General features: G+C 35.1%; 26 protein-coding genes. 10 read left to right on the forward strand and 16 right to left on the reverse strand.

Annotation, left to right across the window (positions count from 1 at the left end):
- Positions 1–294: 294 nt before the first annotated feature.
- Complete coding sequence (locus tag WFH39_RS16890; RefSeq protein WP_336690731.1) at positions 295–2697, reverse strand: alpha/beta hydrolase family protein; 2403 nt, start codon at positions 2695–2697, stop codon at positions 295–297.
- 121 nt (positions 2698–2818) lie between these two features.
- On the opposite strand from WFH39_RS16890, the gene WFH39_RS16895 reads away from it, so the two are divergent.
- The gene (locus tag WFH39_RS16895) at positions 2819–2980 is read left to right on the forward strand and encodes a hypothetical protein (RefSeq protein ID WP_336690732.1); all 162 of its coding nucleotides are present in this window, start codon (positions 2819–2821) and stop codon (positions 2978–2980) included.
- Between the two features lie 57 nt (positions 2981–3037).
- Here the strand turns inward: WFH39_RS16895 and WFH39_RS16900 are convergent, their stop codons facing one another.
- The 4 genes from WFH39_RS16900 to WFH39_RS16915 form a co-directional block, all read right to left on the reverse strand.
- Positions 3038–3466, reverse strand: a complete 429-nt coding sequence (locus WFH39_RS16900) for a DoxX family protein (protein WP_336690733.1) — start codon at positions 3464–3466, stop codon at positions 3038–3040.
- Between the two features lie 68 nt (positions 3467–3534).
- Positions 3535–4410 (reverse strand): GTPase Era, encoded by an 876-nt coding sequence (gene era, locus WFH39_RS16905; protein WP_076390359.1) that lies wholly within the window; start codon positions 4408–4410, stop codon positions 3535–3537.
- A gap of 114 nt (positions 4411–4524) precedes the next feature.
- Positions 4525–5448: a carbohydrate kinase family protein gene (locus WFH39_RS16910; protein WP_336690734.1), complete on the reverse strand. Its 924-nt coding sequence runs from the start codon at positions 5446–5448 to the stop codon at positions 4525–4527.
- 6 nt (positions 5449–5454) lie between these two features.
- The gene (locus WFH39_RS16915) at positions 5455–6453 is read right to left on the reverse strand and encodes a LacI family DNA-binding transcriptional regulator (RefSeq protein WP_273141446.1); all 999 of its coding nucleotides are present in this window, start codon (positions 6451–6453) and stop codon (positions 5455–5457) included.
- Between the two features lie 339 nt (positions 6454–6792).
- On the opposite strand from WFH39_RS16915, the gene WFH39_RS16920 reads away from it, so the two are divergent.
- The 3 genes from WFH39_RS16920 (at position 6793) to WFH39_RS16930 (ending at position 8677) form a co-directional block, all read left to right on the forward strand.
- A complete protein-coding gene (locus WFH39_RS16920) occupies positions 6793–7359 on the forward strand; it encodes a Crp/Fnr family transcriptional regulator (protein ID WP_336690735.1) in 567 nt (188 codons plus the stop codon).
- A gap of 170 nt (positions 7360–7529) precedes the next feature.
- Positions 7530–7859: a DMT family transporter gene (locus WFH39_RS16925; protein WP_214589631.1), complete on the forward strand. Its 330-nt coding sequence runs from the start codon at positions 7530–7532 to the stop codon at positions 7857–7859.
- A gap of 110 nt (positions 7860–7969) precedes the next feature.
- Complete coding sequence (locus WFH39_RS16930) at positions 7970–8677, forward strand: T9SS type A sorting domain-containing protein (protein WP_336690736.1); 708 nt, start codon at positions 7970–7972, stop codon at positions 8675–8677.
- Between the two features lie 54 nt (positions 8678–8731).
- Here the strand turns inward: WFH39_RS16930 and WFH39_RS16935 are convergent, their stop codons facing one another.
- The 6 genes from WFH39_RS16935 to WFH39_RS16960 all read right to left on the reverse strand — a co-directional run bounded on the left by WFH39_RS16935 (position 8732) and on the right by WFH39_RS16960 (position 15119).
- Positions 8732–9499: a class I SAM-dependent methyltransferase gene (locus tag WFH39_RS16935; RefSeq protein ID WP_336690737.1), complete on the reverse strand. Its 768-nt coding sequence runs from the start codon at positions 9497–9499 to the stop codon at positions 8732–8734.
- On the reverse strand, positions 9499–10308 hold the full coding sequence (map, locus tag WFH39_RS16940) for a type I methionyl aminopeptidase (protein WP_076390365.1): 810 nt from the start codon (positions 10306–10308) through the stop codon (positions 9499–9501). The genes WFH39_RS16935 and map overlap by 1 nt, the downstream gene beginning before the upstream one ends.
- A 93-nt stretch (positions 10309–10401) precedes the next feature.
- Positions 10402–10833 (reverse strand): BT0820 family HAD-type phosphatase, encoded by a 432-nt coding sequence (locus tag WFH39_RS16945; RefSeq protein ID WP_214589627.1) that lies wholly within the window; start codon positions 10831–10833, stop codon positions 10402–10404.
- A 92-nt stretch (positions 10834–10925) separates the two neighbouring features.
- Entirely contained in the window at positions 10926–11906 is a 981-nt protein-coding gene (locus WFH39_RS16950; RefSeq protein ID WP_235130905.1) for an acyl-ACP desaturase, read from the reverse strand.
- A gap of 204 nt (positions 11907–12110) precedes the next feature.
- Entirely contained in the window at positions 12111–13652 is a 1542-nt protein-coding gene (gpmI, locus tag WFH39_RS16955; protein WP_336690738.1) for a 2,3-bisphosphoglycerate-independent phosphoglycerate mutase, read from the reverse strand.
- Between the two features lie 231 nt (positions 13653–13883).
- On the reverse strand, positions 13884–15119 hold the full coding sequence (locus tag WFH39_RS16960) for a DUF2268 domain-containing putative Zn-dependent protease (protein ID WP_336690739.1): 1236 nt from the start codon (positions 15117–15119) through the stop codon (positions 13884–13886).
- A gap of 237 nt (positions 15120–15356) precedes the next feature.
- Here WFH39_RS16960 and WFH39_RS16965 point away from each other — a divergent pair, with 237 nt between their 5' ends.
- Positions 15357–15680: a translation initiation factor gene (locus WFH39_RS16965; protein WP_336690740.1), complete on the forward strand. Its 324-nt coding sequence runs from the start codon at positions 15357–15359 to the stop codon at positions 15678–15680.
- 352 nt (positions 15681–16032) lie between these two features.
- On the opposite strand, the gene WFH39_RS16970 is transcribed toward WFH39_RS16965, so the two are convergent.
- From WFH39_RS16970 to WFH39_RS16980, 3 genes are all read right to left on the reverse strand, one after another.
- Positions 16033–16878: a hypothetical protein gene (locus tag WFH39_RS16970; RefSeq protein WP_336690741.1), complete on the reverse strand. Its 846-nt coding sequence runs from the start codon at positions 16876–16878 to the stop codon at positions 16033–16035.
- Positions 16879–17157: 279 nt separating this feature from the next.
- Positions 17158–17343: a hypothetical protein gene (locus WFH39_RS16975; protein ID WP_336690742.1), complete on the reverse strand. Its 186-nt coding sequence runs from the start codon at positions 17341–17343 to the stop codon at positions 17158–17160.
- On the reverse strand, positions 17315–17560 hold the full coding sequence (locus WFH39_RS16980) for a hypothetical protein (RefSeq protein ID WP_336690743.1): 246 nt from the start codon (positions 17558–17560) through the stop codon (positions 17315–17317). The genes WFH39_RS16975 and WFH39_RS16980 overlap by 29 nt, the downstream gene beginning before the upstream one ends.
- A gap of 239 nt (positions 17561–17799) precedes the next feature.
- On the opposite strand from WFH39_RS16980, the gene WFH39_RS16985 reads away from it, so the two are divergent.
- On the forward strand, positions 17800–18654 hold the full coding sequence (locus WFH39_RS16985; RefSeq protein ID WP_336690744.1) for a nucleoside phosphorylase: 855 nt from the start codon (positions 17800–17802) through the stop codon (positions 18652–18654).
- A gap of 149 nt (positions 18655–18803) precedes the next feature.
- On the opposite strand, the gene WFH39_RS16990 is transcribed toward WFH39_RS16985, so the two are convergent.
- The gene (locus tag WFH39_RS16990) at positions 18804–20177 is read right to left on the reverse strand and encodes a hypothetical protein (protein ID WP_336690745.1); all 1374 of its coding nucleotides are present in this window, start codon (positions 20175–20177) and stop codon (positions 18804–18806) included.
- A gap of 677 nt (positions 20178–20854) precedes the next feature.
- Here WFH39_RS16990 and WFH39_RS16995 point away from each other — a divergent pair.
- The 4 genes from WFH39_RS16995 to WFH39_RS21240 all read left to right on the forward strand — a co-directional run bounded on the left by WFH39_RS16995 (position 20855) and on the right by WFH39_RS21240 (position 22724).
- Positions 20855–21154 carry a hypothetical protein gene (locus WFH39_RS16995; protein WP_336690746.1) on the forward strand — a complete coding sequence of 100 codons (300 nt, stop codon included), beginning with the start codon at positions 20855–20857 and terminating at the stop codon, positions 21152–21154.
- A gap of 121 nt (positions 21155–21275) precedes the next feature.
- Positions 21276–22085, forward strand: coding sequence for an enoyl-ACP reductase FabI (locus WFH39_RS17000; protein ID WP_062670284.1), 810 nt, complete (start codon positions 21276–21278; stop codon positions 22083–22085).
- 84 nt (positions 22086–22169) lie between these two features.
- Complete coding sequence (locus WFH39_RS17005) at positions 22170–22463, forward strand: SMI1/KNR4 family protein (RefSeq protein WP_336690747.1); 294 nt, start codon at positions 22170–22172, stop codon at positions 22461–22463.
- Positions 22464–22475: 12 nt separating this feature from the next.
- Positions 22476–22724, forward strand: a complete 249-nt coding sequence (locus WFH39_RS21240; protein ID WP_442891757.1) for a hypothetical protein — start codon at positions 22476–22478, stop codon at positions 22722–22724.
- A gap of 68 nt (positions 22725–22792) precedes the next feature.
- Here the strand turns inward: WFH39_RS21240 and WFH39_RS17010 are convergent, their stop codons facing one another.
- Positions 22793–24232 (reverse strand): glycoside hydrolase family 30 protein, encoded by a 1440-nt coding sequence (locus tag WFH39_RS17010; protein WP_336690748.1) that lies wholly within the window; start codon positions 24230–24232, stop codon positions 22793–22795.
- Positions 24233–24270: the final 38 nt, after the last annotated feature.

Raw genomic sequence — 24270 nt, forward strand, 5'->3', positions numbered from 1 at the left:
TTACTCGAAATTTTTTCAATGCAATCTAACTTAAATTCTAAACTATACTTTGATAATCCCATAAATAAAAATGCCCCTAAAAAGTGTCTAACTTTTTGGGGGCAGTCCAAAATTGAACGAGTTTTTAATTAATTTATATGATTGTCCGTTATTTGTCATAATTGGAAAAATCTTTGAGTTCTTTGCTGAGTTAAACGCCCTTGCGAACTTAAAAACAGTTAGTATATAAAGAATCTTTGCGAGTCCTTTGCGTTAAAAAACAGTATGATTAATAGCGGATAATCAATTAATTTATTATTTCTTCAAACATTTCTCTAGAAACTGATCCTGTTCCCAAAGCAAATGAAGAATATTTTCTTTCGCGGCATATCCGTGAGCTTCTTTTGGCAGAAGAACCATTTTTACAGGAGCGCCGAGGTTTTTAAGCGCCTGAAAATATCTTTCCGTCTGCAAAGTGAACGTTCCGGGATTATTGTCTGCATCTCCATGAACCAATAACAGCGGCGTTTTCATTTTATCTGCATTCATGAAAGGTGACATCGTGTTATAAATTTCCGGAACATCCCAGTAATTTCTCTGTTCGCTCTGAAAACCAAAAGGCGTCAAAGTTCTGTTGTAAGCCCCGCTTCTTGCGATTCCGCATGCGAAAAGCTTGGAATGGGTTAAAAGATTTGCCGTCATAAACGCTCCATAAGAATGTCCTCCCACAGCAACTTTTTTCTTATCAATATAGCCTAACTGATCCACTGCGTTGATTGCCGCTTCTGCATTGGCAACCAATTGAGGAATAAATGTATCATTCGGTTCTGTTTTTCCTTCTCCGATAATCGGGAATGCGGCATCATCCAAAACAGCATATCCTTTCGTTGTCCAATATACAAAAGAACCGTAGTAAGGGAAAGTGAAATCGTTTGGATTCTGCGTATTCTGTCCTGCCGTGTTTTTATCTTTATATTCGGTAGGATAAGCCCAGATCAACAACGGTAATTTTTCAGTTTTTGCCTTTCTGTCGTAATTGGCAGGAAGATAAAGTGTTCCTGTAAGTGTAACGCCGTCGTTTCTTTTATACGTAATTACTTCTTTGTAGACATCTTTAATACTTTCAAAAGGATTCGCGAAATTGGTTACCGCTTCTGTCTTACTGGATTTAATGCTCTTTTTAAAATAATTCGGGTACTGACTGGAAGACTGCTGAATCGTAAGAACTTCTCCTTTGGCAGGATTTAAAATATCAATAATTTCTTCCTTGGAATCTTTAAGATTGGAAGTATACAGTCTTTTCTTTTTCATGGTTTTCACATCCATCTCATCAATGAAAGGATGTTGTCCGTCTTTCGTGAATCCGGCTCCGATGAGATAAGACTTTCCTCCTTTCATGTCGACAACGTATCTTCCGTACTGGTTTTTTGTGGTATTGAAATTTCCGGGATCGCTGTACACATCCTGATAATTTCTGTCGTCAATCACTTTAGATTCTCCGTTATTTAAATCAACCAGAAAAGATTTTGTATTTCTTGTATCGTACCACCCTTCGGAAACAATGGCGTAATGATCATTCGTCCAGCTTACATCAGAATATCTCTGCTTTGTTTTAAAGAAAGATTTCGGAGCATTGCTGAAAGGAGCTTCCCATGTGAAAATTTCATCTCTGAATTCTGCATTTTTATATTGATCTCCTCCGTCCAGAGCTTCTGCATATACCAAAGTTGCAGGCATATCGCTTCTCCATCCCATATCTCTTTTTCCGGTTCTTACGGAAGAGAATCCTTTAGGCATAATTTCGTTCAGAGGCGTTTCATTTACAACTTTTACTACATTTCCGTTCATGTCATACACCGTGGTTGTCATCGGAAATCTGCTTAGTGGAACAATGTAAGAAAACGGTTTTTTAATAGTTGTCGCCATCAGATAATTTCCGTCCGGCGAAAAGCTCAATCCGGAATACATATCCTGATCTTTTACTTTCTTTAAAGTTCCGTTCAGATCAACATTATAAATTTCTGCAGCGGTTAAGACTTCAAAATTCTTTTCATCCTGCGGATTTTTCAGAAGATCCTGATACGTTCTGTTCTGCGAAACTTTTCCATCTGCCGTAGAAACAATGGGACCTGTCGGAAGGTCTTTGCTTGAATCGATTAAAGCAGGTCTGTTTTGCGGAAGGGTTTTAATTAATAAATTCTGAGAATCTTTGTACCAGATATAAGGACTTCCCAAATTTGCATTTAAATTGTCTGAAGTTATTTTCTTTGCGGTAGCGGTTTCAAGGTCTATAATCCAAAGTTCTACTCCTTTATTGGTAGTATTGGTAAACGCCAGTTTTTTTTCGTCCGGAGAAAATGATGTATTGGCGATTTTTGGATTGGAAGGTAAATTTTTAACCTGAACTTCCGTTTTATCGTTCATTTTTCTCACTTTCAGGTTATTGGCATACGTTGCTGAACTGGAAATATTGGTTACCGGATTTATTCTTAATCCTCCGAGTTTCATTTCCTGCTGACTTAAATCTTCCAGTGTTTTGTAAGTAGGGCGATACGTGAAAACAATCCAATCTTTTTTACTGTTCATCAAAACACTTGGCGGTCTTTCATAATCAGCCAGTTTCAGTATTTCCGGTGACGGCTTTTGGTAGGTAATATTTTCCTGCGCTTCATAAAAATTAAGGAATGCAAGAAGGCATATGGTCAGTTTTATCTTCATAATAATTTCAATTTCCACGAAATTAATGAAAATTAGAGAATATACAATTCTATATTAAAACACTTTTATGGGATTTAATAAAATAATATTATCTTTAGTATTCATCAAATTCAGAATTATTATGAAAAATCTAAGAAAATTAGAGCGAAGAGAACTTCGCGCCATGAATGGCGGAAATGCGCCGCAATGTCCTTCAGGATACAAACCCTGCATGAAAATCGATGAAACGAGTGAACTTCCTAAATGGAGCTGCATCCCGTTCAACCTTCCCTGTAATCCTTAGAAACAAAAAAGAGCGATTGAAAACAACTGCTCTTTTTAATTTATATTGTAAAAATCATTACCAATCATTGGCTCTTTTCCTTTTCTCAATCATGTAATCGACTGAAAATTTTCCGACTCCGAAAACCATCAGTAAGAGATACACGGAAAGATAGATAAGACTCATTTCCCGCTTTTCAAAAGGATCTGCTCCATGAACAACGAAACCCGCAATAATCATGGCAAACATCAGAAATCCTAATGAAATTCTTGAAAATAGTCCTAAAATAAGGAGAATTGAACAGGCAAATTCTGCAAAAACCGTTAAACCTAAAGTTATCTGTGATCCTAATCCTAAAAAATCAAAAAAATCTGACTTACCTTCTAAAAGCATCTGAAGCTTCGGAAAACCGTGAGAGAGCATGGCAAAGCCAATGAAAACCCGCACAATTAGCAGCGCAATATCTTTTAAAACAGAATCTGAATTTGTTGTGTTCGAATAGTTCATTAAAAGCAATTTACATTTAAAGATAGTGAAAATTCTCTTAATAGAACGGCTTTTAGGTGGTTTTTAGTCTATCTGTACCCGAAATTTTTCAAATCTCTGTCGTTTTTTCTCCAGTCTTTTTTAACTTTAACAAAGAGATTCAGGTGAATTTTTTTATTGAAGAATTTTTCAAGATCCAGTCTGGATTCTGTCCCTACTTTTTTGATCGCTTCTCCTTTATGCCCGATGATAATTCCTTTCTGGGTATCTCTTTCCACGTAAATAATAGAATCGATGAAGATAATTCCTTCCTTTTCCTTGAACTGCTCCGTAACCACTTCCACAGAATATGGAATTTCTTTTTCGTAATTTAAAAGGATTTTCTCACGGATTGCTTCATTTACAAAGAATCTTTCAGGCTTGTCCGTATACTGATCTTTATCGTAGTAAGGCGGATTTTCCGGCAGTAAAGATTTAAGCTTTGGTAAAATAATGTCTGTATTAAAAGCATTTAATGCAGAAATAGGCAGAATCTCCGCTTTCGGGATTCTCTCATGCCATGTTTCTACCAGTTTTTCCAGACCTTCCTGATTGGTCTGGTCTACTTTATTCAGCAAAAGCAAAACAGGCACAGGAATTTTGTTCAGCTTATCAATCAGAAATTCCGAAGGTTCAGCTTTGTCGGTAACATCCACAATGAAAAGGAAAACATCGGCATCCTGCAAAGAATCCTTTACAAAATCCATCATTTTTTCCTGTAAACCGTATTTCGGATCCAGAACTCCGGGAGTATCTGAAAATACGATCTGTAAGTCTTCTTCGTTATAAATTCCGAAAATTCTGTGTCGTGTTGTCTGAGCCTTTTGGGTTACAATCGCCAGTTTCTCTCCCATCAGTTGATTCAACAAGGTAGATTTTCCGGCATTGGGCTTTCCGACTATATTTACAAATCCTGCTTTGTGCATAAAAATTATATTAGGATTTGCAAAGTTACTAAACTTAATCGGTCTTTGGAATTAATTGGAAACTTTTACCGATAAAAAAAGACTTTTCCGGTCTGAAAAAGTCTTTAATTTTTATTAGAATTTTGATTCTTTAAATTTTTGAAATTCGGAGTAACTGTAATCCGGACACGCCCCTGATTTTGAAGTGATAAATGCTCCTAAAGCAATTCCTTCCTTTATAATTTCTTCAGGCTCCTGATTCTGAATTCTTTTGGAAATAAAACCGGCAAGAAAAGAATCGCCGCTTCCCACTGTATCTGCAATGGTGATGGGAACGGCAGGAAAACTATAATTTTGATCTCCTACAAAATAACCCGCGCCTTTGCTTCCTTTGGTTAAAATAATTTCATTAACCTTAAATTCTTTCTGAATGAATAGAACACTTTCTTCTTCGTTTGTATATTCTTCACCCATAAATTCAAGGATCTTCTTCATTTCCGCTTTGTTCATCTTTATAATATCGGCTTTATTCAACAATATTTTAATGAATTCAAAATCAATGAAAGGCGGTCTGAAATTTACATCAAAAATTTTCAGTTTTGCCAATTCAAGCAGTTGAAGCAAGGTTTCTCTGGTCTTTTCATTTCTGGCAGAAAGACTTCCGAAGACAAAAGCTTCCGCATTGGCAACCAAATCCTGATGTTCAGGAAGAAAATCTATAAAATCCCATGCTACATTTTCAACGATTTCGTAGCTCGCTTCATTGTGTTCATCTATTTTAGCGATCACCGTACTCGTAGGATGAACTTCATCTACCTGAATAAAATCTGTGGTAATTCCCCAGCTTTTAATTTTTTCCGTTAATTTTTCTCCCAGTTCATCCTTGCCAATTTTGCTGAGCATTTTTACGTCAACGCCTATTTTATGAACATTATAGGCAACATTGAAAGGTGCACCTCCTGCTCTGGAACCTTCCGGGAAAATATCCCACAAAACTTCACCGAAACATACAATATAAGGCTTTTTTTCTGTCGTCATTACATCTTCTGTCATTATCATTTTTTATTATTTTACGGAGCTTCTTTCCATAAATTTAGCATGGAAGGTTACTCTTTTTCCGTTTGTTGTGTAATTATTAATCTGATTGTCTAGAAGTTTCACCGATTCTCTTGCCATATCATACAATGGCTGCTGTACAAATGAAACTTCCGTCGGGAAAAGATAATAGGCTTCGGTTTCATCGAACGCAACCAATGAAACCTGTTCCGGAACACTGATGTTATGATCGATCAGATATCTGAGACCTGCAATTCCCAGTTTATTACTTGAAAAATAAATGGCCGTTTTTTTGGAAAGATCCAGATTTTCCTGCATTTTCTGATGCACTTCTTCCGTAATATTATGAATTCCGATTAAAATTCTTTTCGCAGAAATATCAGATTTTGAAATTCTCTGGTCAAAACCATCCTGTCTGTCCAGCAAATGCGGTAGCTCTGTATCGTAACCTACATAAATAATTTCATCAAAGTCTTTTTTTACCAGATGATCGCAAATATGTTCTGAAATTTCTGAATTGTTGATCATTACGCCCGGAAGACTTACATTTTTAAGATAGCGGTCGATGGTTACAATCGGATATTCTTCCTGAATGAGTTTATTGATGGCTTCATCCGAATCCACAACCGGAGCGATAATCATTCCGTCGACCTGCTGTTCTGAGAAAAGCTCCGTTAATTTTTTAAATTTTTCAGGATTTTCATCACAGCTTCCGATCAGAAGTGTGTACCCCAACTTCATCGCTTCATCTTCAATATTTCTTGCAATGTTGGAATAAAAGTCATTCGAAATATCCGCAACAATAAGTCCGATAAGCTTGGTCTTATTCATTTTCAGACTTTTGGCAATTTTATTCGGGGTATAATTGATGCTTTTTGCTACGTCAAGAATTCTGGTTTTGGTCGCTTCACTAATTCTGCTTCCTTCTTTTTTATTGAGAACATAGGAAACCGTAGCTACAGAAACCTCTGCAATTCTCGCAATGTCTTTAATAGAAGCTCTTTTCATAATCTCTGACTTTTGTGCAAAAATATTTCATAACAAACATAAAAAACAATAGACGAATTTTTTGGCCATTTTGAAAATAATTGTAGATTGGCAGTTTTTCGAAACCGAAATAAGACAAAATTCAATACACTAAAAATCAACCAGTTAAAACTAATTTCAAATTTAAATTATTGGTATATTAATTCAATATTAATCAACTAAGACTTTCCGACTCCCGTTTTGGTTAAACGTTTTACCTTCTAAATTTAATTAATTTTTAATTTAAATCAAAACAGTGGAGAATAATTTTCTTGTTTTCTGTTGCTAAAACCAATATTTTAGACAAATTATCCAAGACTTATGGAAATTGATCAGATTCTCGACCGCATTTACTTACTTCCCGAAATCTCAAAAATAAAACTGAAACAATACATTACAGAAGTTTCTTATCCTAAGAATTTCTGTCTGATGGAAGCTGAAAGGGTAATTCCTTATATCTATTTGTTGAAAAAAGGAATTGTTCGTGCGTATGCATCTACAGAAGACAGAGACATCACATTCTGGTTCGGAATTGAAGGCGAACCTGTGGTTTCCATGAAAAGTTATGTGGAAAACAATCCCGGATACGAAAATATTGAACTGTTGGAAAACTGCGAATTCTATAAACTGGAAACAGAGAATCTTAAAAAATTATTCAACGAGGATATTCATATAGCGAATTGGGGAAGAAAATTTGCGGAAAGAGAACTTGTAAAAACTGAGGAGCTCATTATCTCAAGACAGTATAAAACGGCTCTTGAAAGATATAAAGATTTGGTAAAAAACAAACCTGACCTAATCAGAAGGGTTCAGCTTGGTCATATTGCTTCTTACTTAGGGATTTCACAAGTGAGCTTAAGTAGAATAAGAGCGGAGATTAAGCTGTAGTGTTTTTAGGGTTGGAGTGTTTGAGAATTTTAGCGTTTGTGAGTGTGAGGGTTGTAGGGTTGTAGGGTTTGGATAGATGAGAGATCTAATCTTTACGATAGATTTTTTAACAATTGTAAAATTTTATTCTTACCAAATTACCGAACTTTGCAGTTGAAAATGACAAAAAAATGAATTGGATCATCTTGATTATTGCAGGACTATTTGAAGTTGCTTTCGCTTCATGTCTGGGAAAAGTAAAGGAAACAAGCGGAACTACAATGTATTTTTGGTTTGCAGGTTTTCTGATCTCTTTAACAATAAGCATGCTTTTACTGATTAAAGCCACCCAAACCTTACCTATCGGAACCGCTTATGCAGTCTGGACAGGAATTGGAGCGGTAGGAACTGTTTTAATGGGAATTTTTTTCTTTAAAGATCCTGTAAGTTTCTGGAGAATTTTCTTTATTGTTACTTTAATTGGATCTGTGGTTGGACTAAAGGCTGTTTCCGCACATTAAAGATAAACTCATATTTAATAATCTTGTTAAATGCTTTATAGCAAAGCCGTTTTCATAATTTGGAAGCGGCTTTTTAATAAAGAAATGCTATCTTTGAGAAAATTTAAACCATGAAAAAAACTTTACTTCTTTTGTGTTGCGGCGGTCTTTTATTGGCTCAAAACACTTCCCAACTGTTCAATACCAACTGGTACATTTCCCAAATGATTATAGGAGGACAGACCATTGTTACTCCTACGATGGATCAGTCGCTAAATCCATCTTTATTTTTTGGTACACCTACCACTACTAATGGCAATTTTGCATCAAAATATTTTAATAGCATCGCATTGCCGCTTACATTCTCTACTGTAGATAATTCATTTACAAAGAATAGTTCTGCATGTACATTATTAGATTATTGGGGAGGAAATATGACCGCTGTACAAGGCTACGATCAGAATAACTGTGACTTTTATGGATATCCTCCTAATGGAAGTGTTTTTAACTATCAGATTGTTCCTAATGGTTCGGGAAAGACTCTCATCATTACGAATCCTTCTAATGGAAATAAAATTTATTATAACAGTTTCATTTTATCAACGAAAGAGAATAATCTTAAAACTACCATTTCTTTTCAAAATCCTGTAAAGGATAATTTAATTGTAATAAATCTGGAAAATGATCTTCCTGTAAAGATTTTCAATATGCTTGGACAAATGATGTATGAAGGTAAAACGTCTGACAAAAAAGTTAAAATTGACACTCAAAATTTTGAAAAAGGACAATATATTTTAATGATTGAAGGACAAAAACCTTTGAAGTTTATTAAAGAATAAATTGTTTGTTATCATTAATACAGCAAAAACGTCTTCGCAATGAAGACGTTTTTGTTATTTTTTATACACCAAAGGCAGAATTTCATTTTCTCTGAGTCCGTATTTTTTTATTTCCTCTTCGGTAAACTGTTTAGAATAGAAATTAATATCCGTTTCAAATCCAGCTTTTTGCAGTCGGTCAAAATAGTCCATTCCGTACCAGCGAACGTGATCATACTGTCCGAAATGCTTCTGACGTTCTTTCGGATCTTTGATCGTAAAATCTTCATACGTTTTTTCCAAAGAATTTTTCATCGGAACCTGAAGAATTCCCCAACCTCCCGGTCTTAAAACACGGTACAGTTCACTCATCGCTTTGGCATCATCTTCAATGTGTTCCAAAACGTGGTTGCAAAAAACAATATCAAAACTTTCATTCTCAAAAGGAAGATCGAGAATGTCTGCTTTTACATCTACAATCGGCGAAAAAAGATCGGCTGAAATGTAGTTTAAGTTTTTCATTCTCTTAAATTTTCTCAAGAATTCCTGTTCCGGAGCAATATGCAGAACTTTATAATTTTTAATGAAAAAATCGGTCTCATTTTGCAGATACAACCACATCTGGCGATGTCTTTCCAGACTTAAAGTTCCCGGCGACAAAGCGTTTTCGCGCTGACTTCCGTATCCGTAAGGAAGAAATTTCCGGTAAGATCTTCCGTCAATCGGATCAAAAAACGTATCGCCTTTAAAGAACTGATAGATAAGAGGTCGTGCCCAAATGCTCATTTTGATCAGCATCGGACGCGGAATTTTATTCAGTAAAAGTTTAGTGACTTTTTTCATTAAAAATCCAATTGGAACGCTTTTTCTTCATCGCTTACGATTCCTAAAGCGTCATAAATATACTGGAATGTTGAAAGCAACACCGGTTTTCCGTTAATTACCGCAACATCGTGTTCGAAGTGAGCAGAAGGCTGATTGTCTAACGTTGTCACCGTCCATCCATCATTATGAAACTTCACTTTTTCAGTTCCCAGATTAATCATCGGTTCGATTGCAATCGTTAATCCGTCTTTAATTACTTTTCCGCTTCCTTGTCTTCCATAATTCGGAACCTGTGGATCTTCATGCATTTGTCTTCCGACACCATGACCAACAAGTTCTCTTACAACACCATATCCTTCTTTTTCGCAGTGCGCCTGAATAGCGTGAGAAATATCTCCGATTCTTTTTCCTCGTACACACTGCTCAATTCCTTTATAAAGAGATTCTTTGGCTATTTTCAAAAGTTTTTTGGTCTCAGGCTTTACTTCTCCAATTTCAAAAGTATAGGCATGATCACCCACGAAACCGTTCAGAACAGCACCACAGTCTACAGAAAGTACGTCTCCTTCTTTAATTTCTTCTTTGCTTGGAAAACCGTGAACCACCTGTTCATTTGGAGAAATACATAAAGAGTACGGAAAACCTCCATATCCTAAAAATGCAGGTTCAGCACCGTGATCCTTTATGAAATCATGCGCTAGTTTATCCAAATATAAAGTGGTAATCCCTGGTTTGATTTCTTTCGCCAACATTCCTAATGTTCTTGAAACCAGACGGGCACTTTCTTTCATAAGACGTAGTTCGTCTATTGTCTTTAATTGAATCATTGTTTTAATTTACCAATGTATTAGTATATCCAATGTAACAATATCAATAATTGGTAAATTGCTACACCGTTAAATCGTTACATTTTAATTATTCTACCAGAATAATCCTTTTTTCTTTTCTTTTTTTAATTTTGAATAGGCTAAAACCTCTTTTCCTTCTACACGGAATTCTATTCTTTCCTGAATAATATTATAAATTTCGCCCCATCCCGGAAATCCTCCCAGATTCCTGTCGTCTATGAACCAGTCTGCATCCAATTTTCTGGATTGTGTTTCAGGATCGAAAACTTCTCCTTCAAAACTTGAATTGACTGCATAAAACTCAACGCCGTTTTCTTTGCAGAATTCTACTGCCTCGTCCAGTGTTTTTCCGTGTCTGTATGTCCACAGAATCAATCTGAAACCTTCCGCCTGAAGTCTTTTAAGTGTTTCGAAAGCAAAAATTTTCGCCTTGCCGATTCCCGGATATGCATCGTCCACAATGGTTCCATCGAAATCAACAGCAATTTTTTTATTATTCATCATTATATTTAAGATTTAGAATTGCAAAGATACAAAATAAAAAGAGTGCCAAAAATACTTAGCACTCTTACTTTATAATTTATCCAATTATAGAACTAACTTTTTACCCAACTGAACTGAAACTGAAGATCCGGCGTTGAAATTCTGTCTGTAATTTTCTGCAGCCTTGCAGGAAGTTTCATTAAATATTCCTGTGCTTTTTCAGCTTTTTCGTTTAGACCTTTTACGTGTTCAATCTTCCATTCATCCAGAAGGTCTTTCAGGATATTGATGTAATCCTGTCCTGTATATACCATGCATCTCTGTGCAGCATCCGAAAAATGTCCCCAAAGTTCTCCTGCTTTTTGTCCGGACTGTCTCATCATGTGAGCAGGCATTACGATTTTCTTACGCATCATATCTTCAAAAGCAAGAATCATTTCCGAAGGATCAATTTCTAAAATTTTTGCTACGAAATGTTTGTATGCTTTCGCGTGTCTCGCTTCATCTGCAGCAATTACACCGCACATTTTAGCCAATTTTCCGTTTCCGGACTGTTTTGCTAACGTTCCTACTCTTCTGTGGGAAATATTGGTTGCTGTTTCCTGAAAACTTGTGTATACGAAGTTTCTGTAAGGATCCATACTTGTTCCCAAATCGAAACCGTCATTAATAAGATATTGAGTAGTAACCTCAACTTCTCTCATGTTTACTCTTCCGCACAAATAAAGATATTTACTTAAAAGATCTCCGTGTCTGTTTTCTTCAGCAGTCCAGGCTCTCACCCAGTTTGCCCATCCGATTTCTTTCTGCTCCTGATCTACTCCTTCTACTCCCATTAACCAGGATTCGTATGAAGGCAAAGCTTCTTCTGTGATGCAGTCACCAATCAGGGTTACGAAAAGATCATAAGGCATTTCACGTGCAAAAGTCTGAATTTCGTCTAAATCATGTTTAAAATCTTCGCTCGAGGGATCCGGAAGATAATCAGAGGGTTGCCAGATTTTTTCAATTGGCGTTAAAAATTTATTCAGAAAAGAACCTACTTCCTTTTCCAAAATTCCCATTACTTCTTTCCTTACAAGCTTTTGATACATTTTTAGAATTTAGATTAAATTACAAATTTAAAGTTTTATTTATTATTTAGGACATAATATTTTGTTAATTATTTCTGATATTAATCATAAAAAATGCCGCTATATAAATAATAACGGCAATTTATCTTTAATATTTTTAAAACTTAAATAATATTTAAGAAACTAATGATCTCTGATATTTTAATGAAACCTCCAGTATTTATTCTAGTTCACTAAAATATCTCCGGTCATTACTTCAGGAATTTCTACTCCCATTACTTTCAGGATTGTAGGGGCAACGTCGCCTAGTTTTCCCGATTTAAGATTCCACGTATGGTCTTTATCCATCACAATAAAAGGAACCAGATTGGTAGAATGCTGTGTATTCGGCGTTCCGTCCGGATTAATCATCACGTCAGAATTTCCGTGGTCTGCTAAAATGAATACCGCATAACCATGCTCGTAAGCTGTGGTTGCTACTTTTTCAATGCATTTATCTACCGTTTCAGCTGCTTTTACCGCTGCTGAAAAAACTCCGGTGTGTCCTACCATATCTGTATTGGCAAAATTCAGACAGATAAAATCTGCAGTTTCATTTTCCAGCTCGGGAACGATCGCATTGGTGATGTCGAACGCTGACATTTCCGGTTTTAAATCGTAGGTAGGAACATCTTTAGGGCTTGGACAAAGCAGTCTTTTTTCGCCTGTAAATTCGGCTTCTCTTCCTCCTGAAAAGAAAAATGTAACGTGAGGATATTTTTCTGTTTCTGCGATTCGGATCTGTGTTTTATGGTTTCTTTCTAAAATTTCACCCATCGTTTCGTGTAACACTTCTTCGTCGAAAACAACATGAACGTTCTGGAAAGTTTTGTCATAATTCGTTAAAGTCACATAATAAAGCGGCAGTTTTCTCATGAAAAACTCCGGGAAATCTTTCTGAGAAAGTACTTCCGTAATTTCACGGCCTCTGTCTGTACGGAAATTGAAGCAGATGACCACATCATTATCAACAATTTTAGCAATAGGAACCACATTTCCTGTCTGTGTGGAATCGATCATGATAATAGGCTTGATAAATTCATCCGTTACACTATTATCATACGATTTCTGAATTGAAGCTAAAGCATCTGTAGATTGTTCTCCCACTCCTTCTACCATCGCATCATAAGCCAGTTTTACGCGCTCCCATCTTTTATCACGATCCATTGCGTAATATCTTCCGACCACGGTTGCCAGTTTTCCCACTGTTTTTTCCATGTGATCCTGAAGTTCTTCGATAAATCCTTTTCCTGAAAGCGGATCGCAGTCGCGTCCGTCTGTAAAGGCATGAACGAAAACATTTTCATTCAGTCCGAATTCGTGGGCTGCCGTTAAAAGACCTTTTAAGTGGTTGATATGTGAATGTACTCCCCCGTTGGAAACCAAACCGATGAAATGTACTTTTTTATTTTCTTTTTTAGCATAATCAAAAGCATCCTGAATCACTTTCTGCTGTCCTAAAGATCCGTTCTCAACCGCCATATTCAGTTTAACTAGATTCTGGTAAACCACTCTTCCAGCTCCCAGATTCATGTGTCCTACTTCAGAATTTCCCATCTGTCCTGCGGGAAGTCCAACAGCTAAACCACTCGCTTCGAGTGTTGTATGCGGAAAATTTTTAAGGCAGTTATCAATAAAAGGTGTGTTTGCTTTATCTATGGCTGAAACGTCAGGATTCATCCCCAGTCCCCATCCGTCAAGGATCGCTAATATTGCTTTTTTCGACATTTTGTATAAACTTTTGTATTACAAATTTATTTATTTTGAAATGAAATCAACAATTGACGGACTTAAATTTTGTTTAAAATATAATAAATACTGAAATCTTACAAAATTTTTTCTCTCGCGGATTTTTTAGATTTTTTTAAACGCAAAGGTTCACCAAGATTATTTTTGACTGCTATTCTTTAAAATAGAAAACTATAAACTTCCATCATCAAGTTTCACACTCCCAGCTTCTTAATTTTTAAACCAATTGTTTATTTTATATGATATTTTTTTTGATTTTGGCTTATCTAAAATAATATTGCTTCCTTTTTCAAAACCTTTTACATCGGCTTCCTGATCCCAAGTTCCTTTTGTAAATTTCAACTGCGCAGGGAAGTATAATTTTAACGTGAGTGTACGTTCGAAATCACTTTTTCTATTCATTTTTACGGATGAAGCGTTCCAGTTTCCTAATTCTTTCTGATTTCCAACAATATAGACCTCATCATTTTTATCGGGAACATTTACCGTAAAAGTAATTTCGGAAGGTTCTCCAGAAAATTCACTGAAAAAATCTTCATATTTTAAATTCTTTTCTTTTGCATATTGCTGAATGTAGGAATCCAGAAAACCACTTTCTTTTAAAAACAAAAGAGGATCCTCAATATTTAAAATGTCATGTACAGCTTTATGCTTGTCTGTCTGCTTATTAAAATACGCTTCACAAATTCTGTATCCAATCCAATATCCTAAATCATTAGGTCTGTCATCTTTTTTGGTAATTCCGTAAAACCAATCGTCGAAATCATTACTTTTATAGCGTGTCACAAATTCTTTACAGAGTTGATCCAGATGTGCTTCTCCATATTCAAAAGGTATGGTATTCATCTTTTCTCCTGAAACAAACTCTCCTATAAAATCCGCTCCACCTTCCGTAACTGCCTGTTTCAAAAGATTATTTCCTCCTTTATTATTTTGTTGAAAATGAATCATTTCATGAACGATAAGCGCAACAACACCATTCAGATTTTTGAATAATTCTGTTCCAATGGAAATTCCATCTGGTGAAGAGTTTCCTCCGGTTGTCATTCTTCCGTACACAAAATATACAGTCTGGAATTTCGCTTCCGGATACCAATATTTTAAAGCACTGTATGATGATTTTAACTTTTTATCAATTGAATTAATTGCTTTTAATGTATTTCTCGTCTGTAAATATTGTTCTTTATTTTTTTTCACTGTTGCATACAGAGAATCGGCGTTAATGATGCGGTATTTAATAAAGGATTGTACTCCGGGTGAACCTTTGTCGATATATTCTGTAAAAGGATTGGTTTTGGAAGTTTCCATTTTATCGAAAGCTTCCCAGAAGTTTTGAGCGTCTTTTATTTCTATGACAGCTTTCAGAGGATCTTCCGTTAGTTGAGCATTTGCGGTTCCGAAAACAAGTAAAAAAGTTGCAATAAAGTGCCTGGCTAATAGTTTCATATTTGGTGCAAATAAAATATTTTTTGTTATTAACGATCAAAAATAAAAAAATGTTGTCAATGATTTTATTTTTTGTTTATAAATCACAAATACATGAATTTTTTAAATATCTTCTAATTATGTTTTTAACATGCAATATTTTGATTTTTATAAAGTTTGGAGCTTTAAAAATATACTGAAATCGTTTAGTTTGTGATTTATAAATAGAAAAAGTAAATATTTTATTAATTTTGCTTTATGGATTTAAGAGATCAACTGAAAAACCTTTTTCCTGATCATGAAGAACAGGATTTTGAGATGCCTGAAGAACAGTTCAAGCAAAAAGAACCTTTGGTTTGCAAATTTGAAAAAAAAGGAAGAAACGGAAAGCCTGTAACAATTGTTGAAGGTTGGGAAGGAAGTGAGGAAGACCTGAAAAAAATCTCAAAAAAGATAAAAACTACACTGGGAATCGGCGGTTCTGAAAAGGATGGAACGATCATCATTCAAGGAGATAACCGTGATAAAATTATGGACATCCTTAAAGAAATGGGGTATAAAACGAAAAGAGTTGGCGGATAGCTTTTAATTTTAAATTCTTCAAACGCTATGACCGCGAAAGTTTTCTAATCTTACCTGAAAATATTTTCGTTCGCAATGGCGTTTCACTCAGCAAATGATAGCTGAGGCATTGCAAATTTTTACATTAGAATAATTTTTATTTTTTTTAAATAAATCTGTGTTTGTGGCATCATAGCTTTTAGCTTTTCAATGGTTGCTTTTTCCATTGGATGTCCTGTTAATATTAACGTTTTAAGATTTTTCAGTTGAGGAATGTTAATTAAATGAATTTTATGTTAAGTCGGAACTTATAACAACAAAAAAAGCCATATAAAATATATGACTTTTAATTGTATTCAATTGGGTTAGGTTTTTAAGACAGACTGTACCATTTTTTGAAAAGGCTGTCGTAATCTTTCTGGTCAGATTTTGTCTTAATCAACGCAGCAAGCTGTGACATCTGTGTTTCTGCATCTGCTTTTCGCTTGTTGTAAATTAAAAAGTCGCAGTAGTTCCACATATTGGTATAGTATGGTTTTATACTGATGCTTTTCTGATAATTTGCTTCCGCTGCTACAATATCTTTATTCATAAAATGACATGATGCTAACTGATCGTACAGAAAAGCTTCATCCTGCTGATCCCAGCTTTGGCTGAGCGCTTCATTATAAACATCAATCGCTTTCTGATATTCTCCTTTCATTAAAAATTTCCCGCCGCGGTTGATAAATTCATTGGTTCTGTTGCTGATATCCGGTCCGGAATTATCATCACTGTAAACAACACCAATTTCACCCGACATTGCAGCTTTTTTCAAAAACTCCGCCAGTTTCTCATCAGATTCTGTATTTTCAAAGAAATCATTGATTGGTTTCAGCAGATACTCCTCAATCTGAATCGTTCCCGTAGCTTCATTCAGTCGCTTGTATAATTTAGCGGTTAATTTATCGGCTTTAACGTTCATCTCGTTTAAAATTTCTGTTAAAAGATCTAAAACAGCTAACACATGAGTTCTGTATTCTAGGGTTACTTTATCTCCGAATGGAAGAACAAATGCCTCTCTTAATTCTTTTAAAGCGGCATTGTAATCGCCGTTAGTATAGAGTTTTCTGGCATTGATTAATCTTCCGGGAGCATTTTTTAAACTTTTACGGCTGGAAATTACCGTGTAAATAATAAGCACAGCAAGAATCGCTGCAAAAATGATAACGTACTTCATAAATTTAAGTTTTTAAGGTAAATAGTTTATAATCGTATTATTTTTAGCCTGAATAATCTGCTCTGCTATACAGATATTGATAAGACTAATTTTTATACTTTTTATATTATCGGCGCAATATAGTCATTTTAATAAAAGTTTACCCATAAATTTTATCAATGTGGTACTTAAACTGTTGGATATTTAATTTGTCATTATCTATTTTCTGCTTGTATCCGTAAGAGAATTTAAAAATGCAATAATCTGTTTTATTTCGGTTTGTGTTAAATTCAGCTTATCCTAAACCAGCGTCTGATTTTTCACTTGTAAGCCAAGATCTTTTCCTCCCCCCTTGTTGTAAAAATCCATAACTTCTTCCAGAGTATTAAAAGCATCGTTATGAAAATAAGGTTTCGGCAGAGCCGCATTTCCTACCGTTACTGTTTTGAAAGACTTTTCATAAATCCATGAATTTTCCTTTTTCACAGGACTGTTGATTCTTCCCTGATCTTCTGTCGAATGTTTTAAAATTTGTATTTTTTGCGAGATAATTAATTCCTTCCTTTAAAATGGCATCGGCTTTCTGAATATTATAATTTTTAAAGTAAGGATCATCATGAAGATATTTTTGCATCCCTGAAAAAGCATGAGCAGAAAAAGGATCGTAGCAAAGGGATAAAATCTCATGAAATTTTTTGCGCAAATCTATTAACAGCGCACAATTCGGACGTTACCACAATTTTAAATCTGAATTAAATAATGTTTACATCTCAGTTCGGGTATTTTTTATTAATTTTAAACCCCGAAATCAAATTCATCACTAAAAGTCAATTTCAAATATTGACATTCTAAAAATAATGATGAGGATATTGGGAGAGGATTTTTAAAGATTGGCGAAAATCAATCACAATTTTCAATTATTAAAACTATAAAAAACAAATTATGCTGAATAAACTTGCTGCTTCAGAACTTGTTCTGAACGAAGACGGAAGTGTTTATCACCTGAACCTTTTACCGGAAGATATTGCCGAAAAAATTATTCTTGTAGGCGATCCTGACCGTGTTGCAAAGGTTTCAAAATATTTTGACAAAGTAGAAGTTAAAAAGAATAAAAGAGAATTTTACACGCATACAGGAACGCTGAGAGGCGAAAGAATCACTGTAATGTCTACCGGAATCGGAACGGAGAATATTGACATTGTGATGAACGAGCTTGATGCACTGGTAAATATCGATCTTAAAAATAAAGAATTTAAAGCAGAACATTCTGCTTTACAGCTATTCAGAATGGGAACCTGCGGAAGTGTGAATCCAGAGGTTCAGGTAGACAATATGCTGGTTACACAAAATGTTGTAGGATTGGACGGCTTAATGCATTTTTATCAGGATTATGCGTTTGAAAATGAATTTTCCAGAAACTTTACAGAAAAGTTTCCTTACCCGAAAATCAAACCAATGCTTTATTTTGCAGACTGGGCGGAAGAATTGGGAGAATTATACAAAGACGCAAAATATCATGGGAATACCGCTACATTCCCCGGCTTCTATGCTCCACAGGGAAGACAATTACGTCTGAAAGCTGTTGATGATAGATTTCTAGAAACTCTGAACGATCTGGGTGTAACAAACTTCGAAATGGAAACTTCTGCGATTTATGCATTGTCTAAACTTTTAGGACATAAAGCCATTACTGTAAATAACGTGATTGCCAACAGAAGACGCGGAGAATTTTCTGCAGATCATCATGCTTCCGAGAAAAATCTTATCGAATGGGTATTGGAAAGAATCATTAAATAACGAAATAAATGACTCTGCTATTATAAATTTCAATACTGATAAAAGTAAAAGGATCTCGTTGATGAGATCCTTTCTTTATAACCATTAAAGAAAACTTCTGAAGATTTTTTCAATCTGTACGAAGTGACGCATTTTATTATTTAATTCTGTTAAAATTCATTAATCGTGACGTAGAAATGTGAAGAATACAAGCTTTCTGCATTTCCTGAAATATTGGTAAGATTAATTGTGATATTTGATGTGGAAGTCATTCTCGGGTTCGAAATAGAAAATGATGCATTTCCTGCAAAATCCGAAGCCGGAGTTACCACAATTGTCGCTCTGGTAGAGCTTGGAAGCATTGTCGCAGGAATAGCAATATCCATGGTTGTAGATTTTCCTGATGGCAGGTTATTAATAGAAACACTTGGCCAAACCTCAAAACTGATCTGGTTTTTGTTTACAGTTCCTTTACTTCCAAGCTTATATTGCCCGTTAACGTCTAATCTTGCTGTAGTATTCGGTGTACTTGTTCCTATTCCTACGTTTGCGCTGCTGTTTCCGATAGATATAGCGTTATACTGACTTGTTGTAGTGTTGTAACCAATTGCTGTAGAATTCTGCCCTATTGCAGAAGCTCCGGAACCTATTGCTGTGGAATTCTGTCCGTTTGTGACCGTATTGAATCCAACCGCAGTTTCACTGTTGGAATTTGTTTTCGCATTGTAACCTAATGCCACTGATTGAAATCCTGCCGCGAATGAATTGTTTCCCAATGCAGATGATTCGTTGGCTGTGGTTTTAGAGTTATATCCGATTGCCGTAGACTGAAATCCATCCGCTAAAGAATTATTCCCGATTGCTGTGGATTCGTTTTTATTGGTTTTGGCATTATAGCCGATTGCATTTGATTTGAACGCTGCTGCTGTTGCTTTGTTTCCTACTGCCAAACCGTCATTTGCCCCTACAGAAGCTTCATTTCCGATAGAAACTCCCTGATAAGCAGAACTTGAAGTTCCGATTGAAATACCATTCTGTCCGGCATTTGCCATTGGTCCTAAACTTACGGAATTGTCTACACCCAGTCTTCCCATTTTTACGGAATTAACTTTAAAAACAAGGTCATCGTAGGTATTGGTTCCTAAAGCAAGATTGGTATTTGCTCCTCCATTGTTTCCGCTGTTGGTTGCGGTATCATTCCAGCCGTCTCCTCCTCCGGGAATAATTGGATTGATCTGGCTTCCTGCAATAGAAAGCATATTCCATTTTGCATTATTCCAGTAGAAAAAGCCAGTCTCCACTAATCCGGCCTGTCCGTTATTCCATACAATAAGTCCATCAGCGGGAGAAACAATTGTGGTATTATCCGTATCGGAATTTAAGGCAACACTTGGAAATAGTACACCTTTGTTATTAGAATTAATTTCCAACATGGCAGAAGGCTTTGGTGAAGGGGTTCCTATCCCAACCTGAGCCTGTGAAAAATTAAAGCTTGCAAAAAATAAGCCTGTAAATAAGATTTTAAATTTCGAATGTCTCTGCATTTCTAGTTTTTGTTAAATAGCTATCAGTTTGATACCACAAATATAATAATTTTTAATAAAAAGCAAATATTTTTGACAATTCAGCAACTTAACACTAAATAGTGAATAATTACTACAAAAAGTGTCTTTTAATCACAGTTTATTGAAGATTAATATAGAATTTATTCTATAGAAAAAACCCTTTAAATAGTAGACAAATGAGGAATTCGATTTTTTTTGAATAGTAATTTATTTAAATATTTATCAAAAAAAAACATGTAATAATGAATAAAACATAATTTATCACTACGCATTGAAGACAAGCTTACCTAAACTTCGATGAATAAAAGGATTTATAGTATTTTTCAATGATTTCAGTTTATTATAATAGAAAATATAAATACATTTCATTCATAAAGCTAATGGTGATGATTTAGTTGAATATTAAAAAATTAATCTATATAAAATAATATGAATATCTAATATGCATTAAGTATTACTAAGTTTTTATTTATAGTATCATATTAATGACTTAAAGAACTTCATCTGAAAATGATCATATCGTATTTTCTGCACAAATTGAAGGTTAACAACAATAGCTTTTATATAAATGAAAGTTTATGAAAATTTTAACAATCAGAAAAAATTTTAGGAATGGTTCTTGTTCAATTATAATCACACAAACAAAATATCACATTATGAACAATTCGGAATACAACAAAGCAGAAAACGCAGTAGATAACACAAAAAACTCTTTAAAAGATGCTGCAGATAATGCAAAATGGAAAGTTGAAGATCTTGCAGACAGAGCAAAGGAATACATCAACGAAAAAAGAGCCAATGATGAGGAAGCAAGACATGAAGACTGGCTGGACAGAGTAAAAAATAATTTTGCTGATGCATGGGATGATGTTAAAGATAAAGCCAATGATGCATGGGAAAAAACAAAAGATGCAGCAGAAGATGTAAAAGCAGAATGGAACAAAAAAACGAATTAAAAATTTCAGTCATATAAATATTTTCAAGAAAAACGGAGTCTTTTTACAGAAGGCTCCGTTTTTTATTATGTACTAAACACAAATATTGCTACATTTGTATAATAATAAACATTAAAAAATTATGTCATACGGTTTACTTAAAGGCAAAAAGGGAATTATTTTTGGAGCCCTTAATGAACAATCGATCGCATGGAAAGTTGCAGAAAGATGTCATGAAGAAGGTGCTGAATTTATTTTGTCTAACGCTCCTATTGCTTTGAGAATGGGAGAACTTAACGGTTTAGCAGAGAAAACAGGATCTGAAGTAATTGGTGCAGATGCTACTTCTATTGAGGATCTTGAAAAACTTTTTGATGCTGCTGTTGCCAAATTCGGTAAAATCGATTTCATCCTTCACTCTATCGGAATGTCCATCAACGTAAGAAAAGGAAAGCATTATACAGAAATGAACTACGACTGGTTAGAGAAAGGCTGGGATATCTCTGCTGTTTCTTTCCACAAAGTAATGAGAGTGGCTTGGGAAAAAGACTGTATGAATGAATGGGGCAGTATTTTGGCGCTTACTTATATTGCAGCTCAGAGAACATTCCCGGATTATAATGATATGTCTGACAACAAAGCTTATCTTGAAAGCATTGCAAGAACTTTCGGAAACTACTGGGGTGAAAGAAAAGTTCGTGTAAATACAGTTTCTCAGTCTCCTACAATGACAACTGCCGGAAGCGGTGTGAAAGGTTTCGGAGGTTTTCTTGGATATGCAGAAGATATGTCTCCGCTAGGAAATGCTACAGCTCTTGAATGTGCAGATTACTGTGTAACGTTATTCTCTGATCTTACGAAAAAAGTAACGATGCAGAATCTTTTCCATGACGGAGGTTTCAGCAGTTCCGGAGTTACTCAGAGAGTGATCAGTAAATATGATGCTGAATAATCTAAAATTATTTAATCAGTATATTAAGCCGGAGCAAAATTGTTTCGGCTTTTTTATATTTTTAATTAAATATAAACATTCATAATGGATGAAACAATTGAAAAATTAAATCAATATCTATCAGTCTTAAGACCTGAATTTTATTCTCAATTGAATAATCCTCTCACGGATGAACAGATAGATACATTAGAAGATTACTATAAATTGCAAATTCCAACAGATTTGCGAATACTTTACAAATGGAAAAACGGACAAAATATGAATTGTTATGATTCTTTCGTAAACAATTCCATGTTTATTCCTTTAAATCAGGCTCTTTTTGATGCATCCGAATTAAATATGATGATCGGAACCGATTTCGAAATTGAAAACTGGTGAAATGAAAACTGGATTCCTATTTTTCAAAATGGCGGAGGAGACAGCATTTGTTATGATGTAAAAGGAATTTTTACCGGACAGAAAAATCAATTAATTGAATTCTGGCATGCTGATAATGACAGGAATATCATTTCCGGCAGCTTAGAATCTTTTCTTACTAAATTAATCGCTTTTTATGAAACTAAAGATAACATTGATTTTGATGAATTTTTTAGAATCAGAAATATTGACGGATATCCAAAAAGATTTATTGTTGAATAATATATAAAACAAAATCGGCGGCATCTTCGATGCCGCCGATTCTAAATAATAAAAATATAATATGAAGTCTATAAAATTACAGTCTGTATAGAATGTGCAGGAGCAGATAATTTTGCAGCCATACCTTCGATCCACAGATTTGTATCCATATCGTTATCCGTATCATTCATGATAACCGTTACCAACTGTCCGTTTTCATTCATGAAAGTGGTTGAAGTTAATGCAGCTCTGTTGGACGAAGTTCCGATTCTGACCGCTTTTGGTTTAATGAATTTCGAAACGTGCCCTACATAATAATATTCATAGGTATAATGAAGCTCTCCGGTTTTGGTATCTGCAATGATCGGTGCAAAACAGAAATTTCCAACATGGTTTGGTCCGCCTGTTTCATCCAGAAGAACATTCCAGTCTGTCCATAAAGCCGTTCCTTTATTGAAATCGTTGATCATATTTCTTCCGTATAATTCGCCTAAACTCACTTCATAAATTTTAGACATATCAAACTGCTCTTTGCAGCCTTCAGTAAAAGCTAAAAACTTATCCGGAAAAGCTCTTTGGGTTTCCGTCAGATTATCGAAAAGCTGGGTTTTGTTGTTCCATGTTTCATACCAGTGATAGCCGATTCCTGAAGCATATTTAGAAGTTTCAGGATCGCCGAGTGTTGTGGTTGCTCTCTGGTAAATCAAATCACGGTTATGATCCCAAATCATCACTTTTTTATCCTTGAAACCATTTTTCCAAAGAGTCGGACCTAAATTATTTTTAAGAAACTCCCCTTCTTCTTCCGCAGAATAAATACACGATTCCCACGTCTGCGTTGCCATCGGTTCATTCTGAATTGTCAGTCCCCAGACATTGATTCCTCTTTTTTCGTATTCTTTAATGAATTTAATATAATAATCTGCCCATGTCTGGTAAAATGCATTTTCCAGCCTCCCTCCTTTCAGCATACTTTTATTTGACTTCATCCAAGACGGAGGACTCCACGGTGAAAAATAAAAGGTAAAATCTTTTCCGATTGACTTTTGCGCTTCTTTAATCATCGGAATTTTATACTTTTCATCGTGCGAAACAGTAAAAGATTTCAACGAATTATCGTTGTCCTGAACATAGGTATAAGAATCGCTTGAGAAATCACACGAATTCATATTGGTACGCACAACAGTGTATCCCAAACCGTTTTTTCCGTAATAGGCTTCAATAATTTCTTTCTGCTTATCTTTCGGAAGTTTATAAAAAGTTTCTGCGGAAGCATCCGTAATTGCACCGCCGATTCCTATTAACTTCTGATATTTAAAGTCCGGATCTACAAAAATACAGGCATCCGTTTCTTTGGGCTGACCAAATTTCTCGAATTTTACCGTGCCTTTATCCACCATCTTTTCGTTGGTTTTGGAATTGGTAAGGAAAACTTTTGCCGTTTTACCTGCATTTTTCTTCCAATAGCTTTGCGCGTTGGCATTGAAAGTCAAACCGACAACCAAGCAACTTACAATTAATCTCTTCATTATTATCTTTTCTTATTTTTTATATTAAACCACCCCGT

This window comes from Chryseobacterium sp. MMO-72 (genome assembly GCF_037146035.1).
In the GTDB taxonomy this organism is placed as follows: domain Bacteria; phylum Bacteroidota; class Bacteroidia; order Flavobacteriales; family Weeksellaceae; genus Chryseobacterium; species Chryseobacterium indicum.

Coding starts and splice junctions, on each gene's coding strand:
- WFH39_RS16890 (WP_336690731.1), bottom strand. CDS start 2,697: ATGAAGATAAAACTGACCATATGCCTTCTTGCATTCCTTAATTTTTAT.
- WFH39_RS16895 (WP_336690732.1), top strand. CDS start 2,819: ATGAAAAATCTAAGAAAATTAGAGCGAAGAGAACTTCGCGCCATGAAT.
- WFH39_RS16900 (WP_336690733.1), bottom strand. CDS start 3,466: ATGAACTATTCGAACACAACAAATTCAGATTCTGTTTTAAAAGATATT.
- era (WP_076390359.1), bottom strand. CDS start 4,410: ATGCACAAAGCAGGATTTGTAAATATAGTCGGAAAGCCCAATGCCGGA.
- WFH39_RS16910 (WP_336690734.1), bottom strand. CDS start 5,448: ATGATAATGACAGAAGATGTAATGACGACAGAAAAAAAGCCTTATATT.
- WFH39_RS16915 (WP_273141446.1), bottom strand. CDS start 6,453: ATGAAAAGAGCTTCTATTAAAGACATTGCGAGAATTGCAGAGGTTTCT.
- WFH39_RS16920 (WP_336690735.1), top strand. CDS start 6,793: ATGGAAATTGATCAGATTCTCGACCGCATTTACTTACTTCCCGAAATC.
- WFH39_RS16925 (WP_214589631.1), top strand. CDS start 7,530: ATGAATTGGATCATCTTGATTATTGCAGGACTATTTGAAGTTGCTTTC.
- WFH39_RS16930 (WP_336690736.1), top strand. CDS start 7,970: ATGAAAAAAACTTTACTTCTTTTGTGTTGCGGCGGTCTTTTATTGGCT.
- WFH39_RS16935 (WP_336690737.1), bottom strand. CDS start 9,499: ATGAAAAAAGTCACTAAACTTTTACTGAATAAAATTCCGCGTCCGATG.
- map (WP_076390365.1), bottom strand. CDS start 10,308: ATGATTCAATTAAAGACAATAGACGAACTACGTCTTATGAAAGAAAGT.
- WFH39_RS16945 (WP_214589627.1), bottom strand. CDS start 10,833: ATGATGAATAATAAAAAAATTGCTGTTGATTTCGATGGAACCATTGTG.
- WFH39_RS16950 (WP_235130905.1), bottom strand. CDS start 11,906: ATGTATCAAAAGCTTGTAAGGAAAGAAGTAATGGGAATTTTGGAAAAG.
- gpmI (WP_336690738.1), bottom strand. CDS start 13,652: ATGTCGAAAAAAGCAATATTAGCGATCCTTGACGGATGGGGACTGGGG.
- WFH39_RS16960 (WP_336690739.1), bottom strand. CDS start 15,119: ATGAAACTATTAGCCAGGCACTTTATTGCAACTTTTTTACTTGTTTTC.
- WFH39_RS16965 (WP_336690740.1), top strand. CDS start 15,357: ATGGATTTAAGAGATCAACTGAAAAACCTTTTTCCTGATCATGAAGAA.
- WFH39_RS16970 (WP_336690741.1), bottom strand. CDS start 16,878: ATGAAGTACGTTATCATTTTTGCAGCGATTCTTGCTGTGCTTATTATT.
- WFH39_RS16985 (WP_336690744.1), top strand. CDS start 17,800: ATGCTGAATAAACTTGCTGCTTCAGAACTTGTTCTGAACGAAGACGGA.
- WFH39_RS16990 (WP_336690745.1), bottom strand. CDS start 20,177: ATGCAGAGACATTCGAAATTTAAAATCTTATTTACAGGCTTATTTTTT.
- WFH39_RS16995 (WP_336690746.1), top strand. CDS start 20,855: ATGAACAATTCGGAATACAACAAAGCAGAAAACGCAGTAGATAACACA.
- WFH39_RS17000 (WP_062670284.1), top strand. CDS start 21,276: ATGTCATACGGTTTACTTAAAGGCAAAAAGGGAATTATTTTTGGAGCC.
- WFH39_RS17005 (WP_336690747.1), top strand. CDS start 22,170: ATGGATGAAACAATTGAAAAATTAAATCAATATCTATCAGTCTTAAGA.
- WFH39_RS17010 (WP_336690748.1), bottom strand. CDS start 24,232: ATGAAGAGATTAATTGTAAGTTGCTTGGTTGTCGGTTTGACTTTCAAT.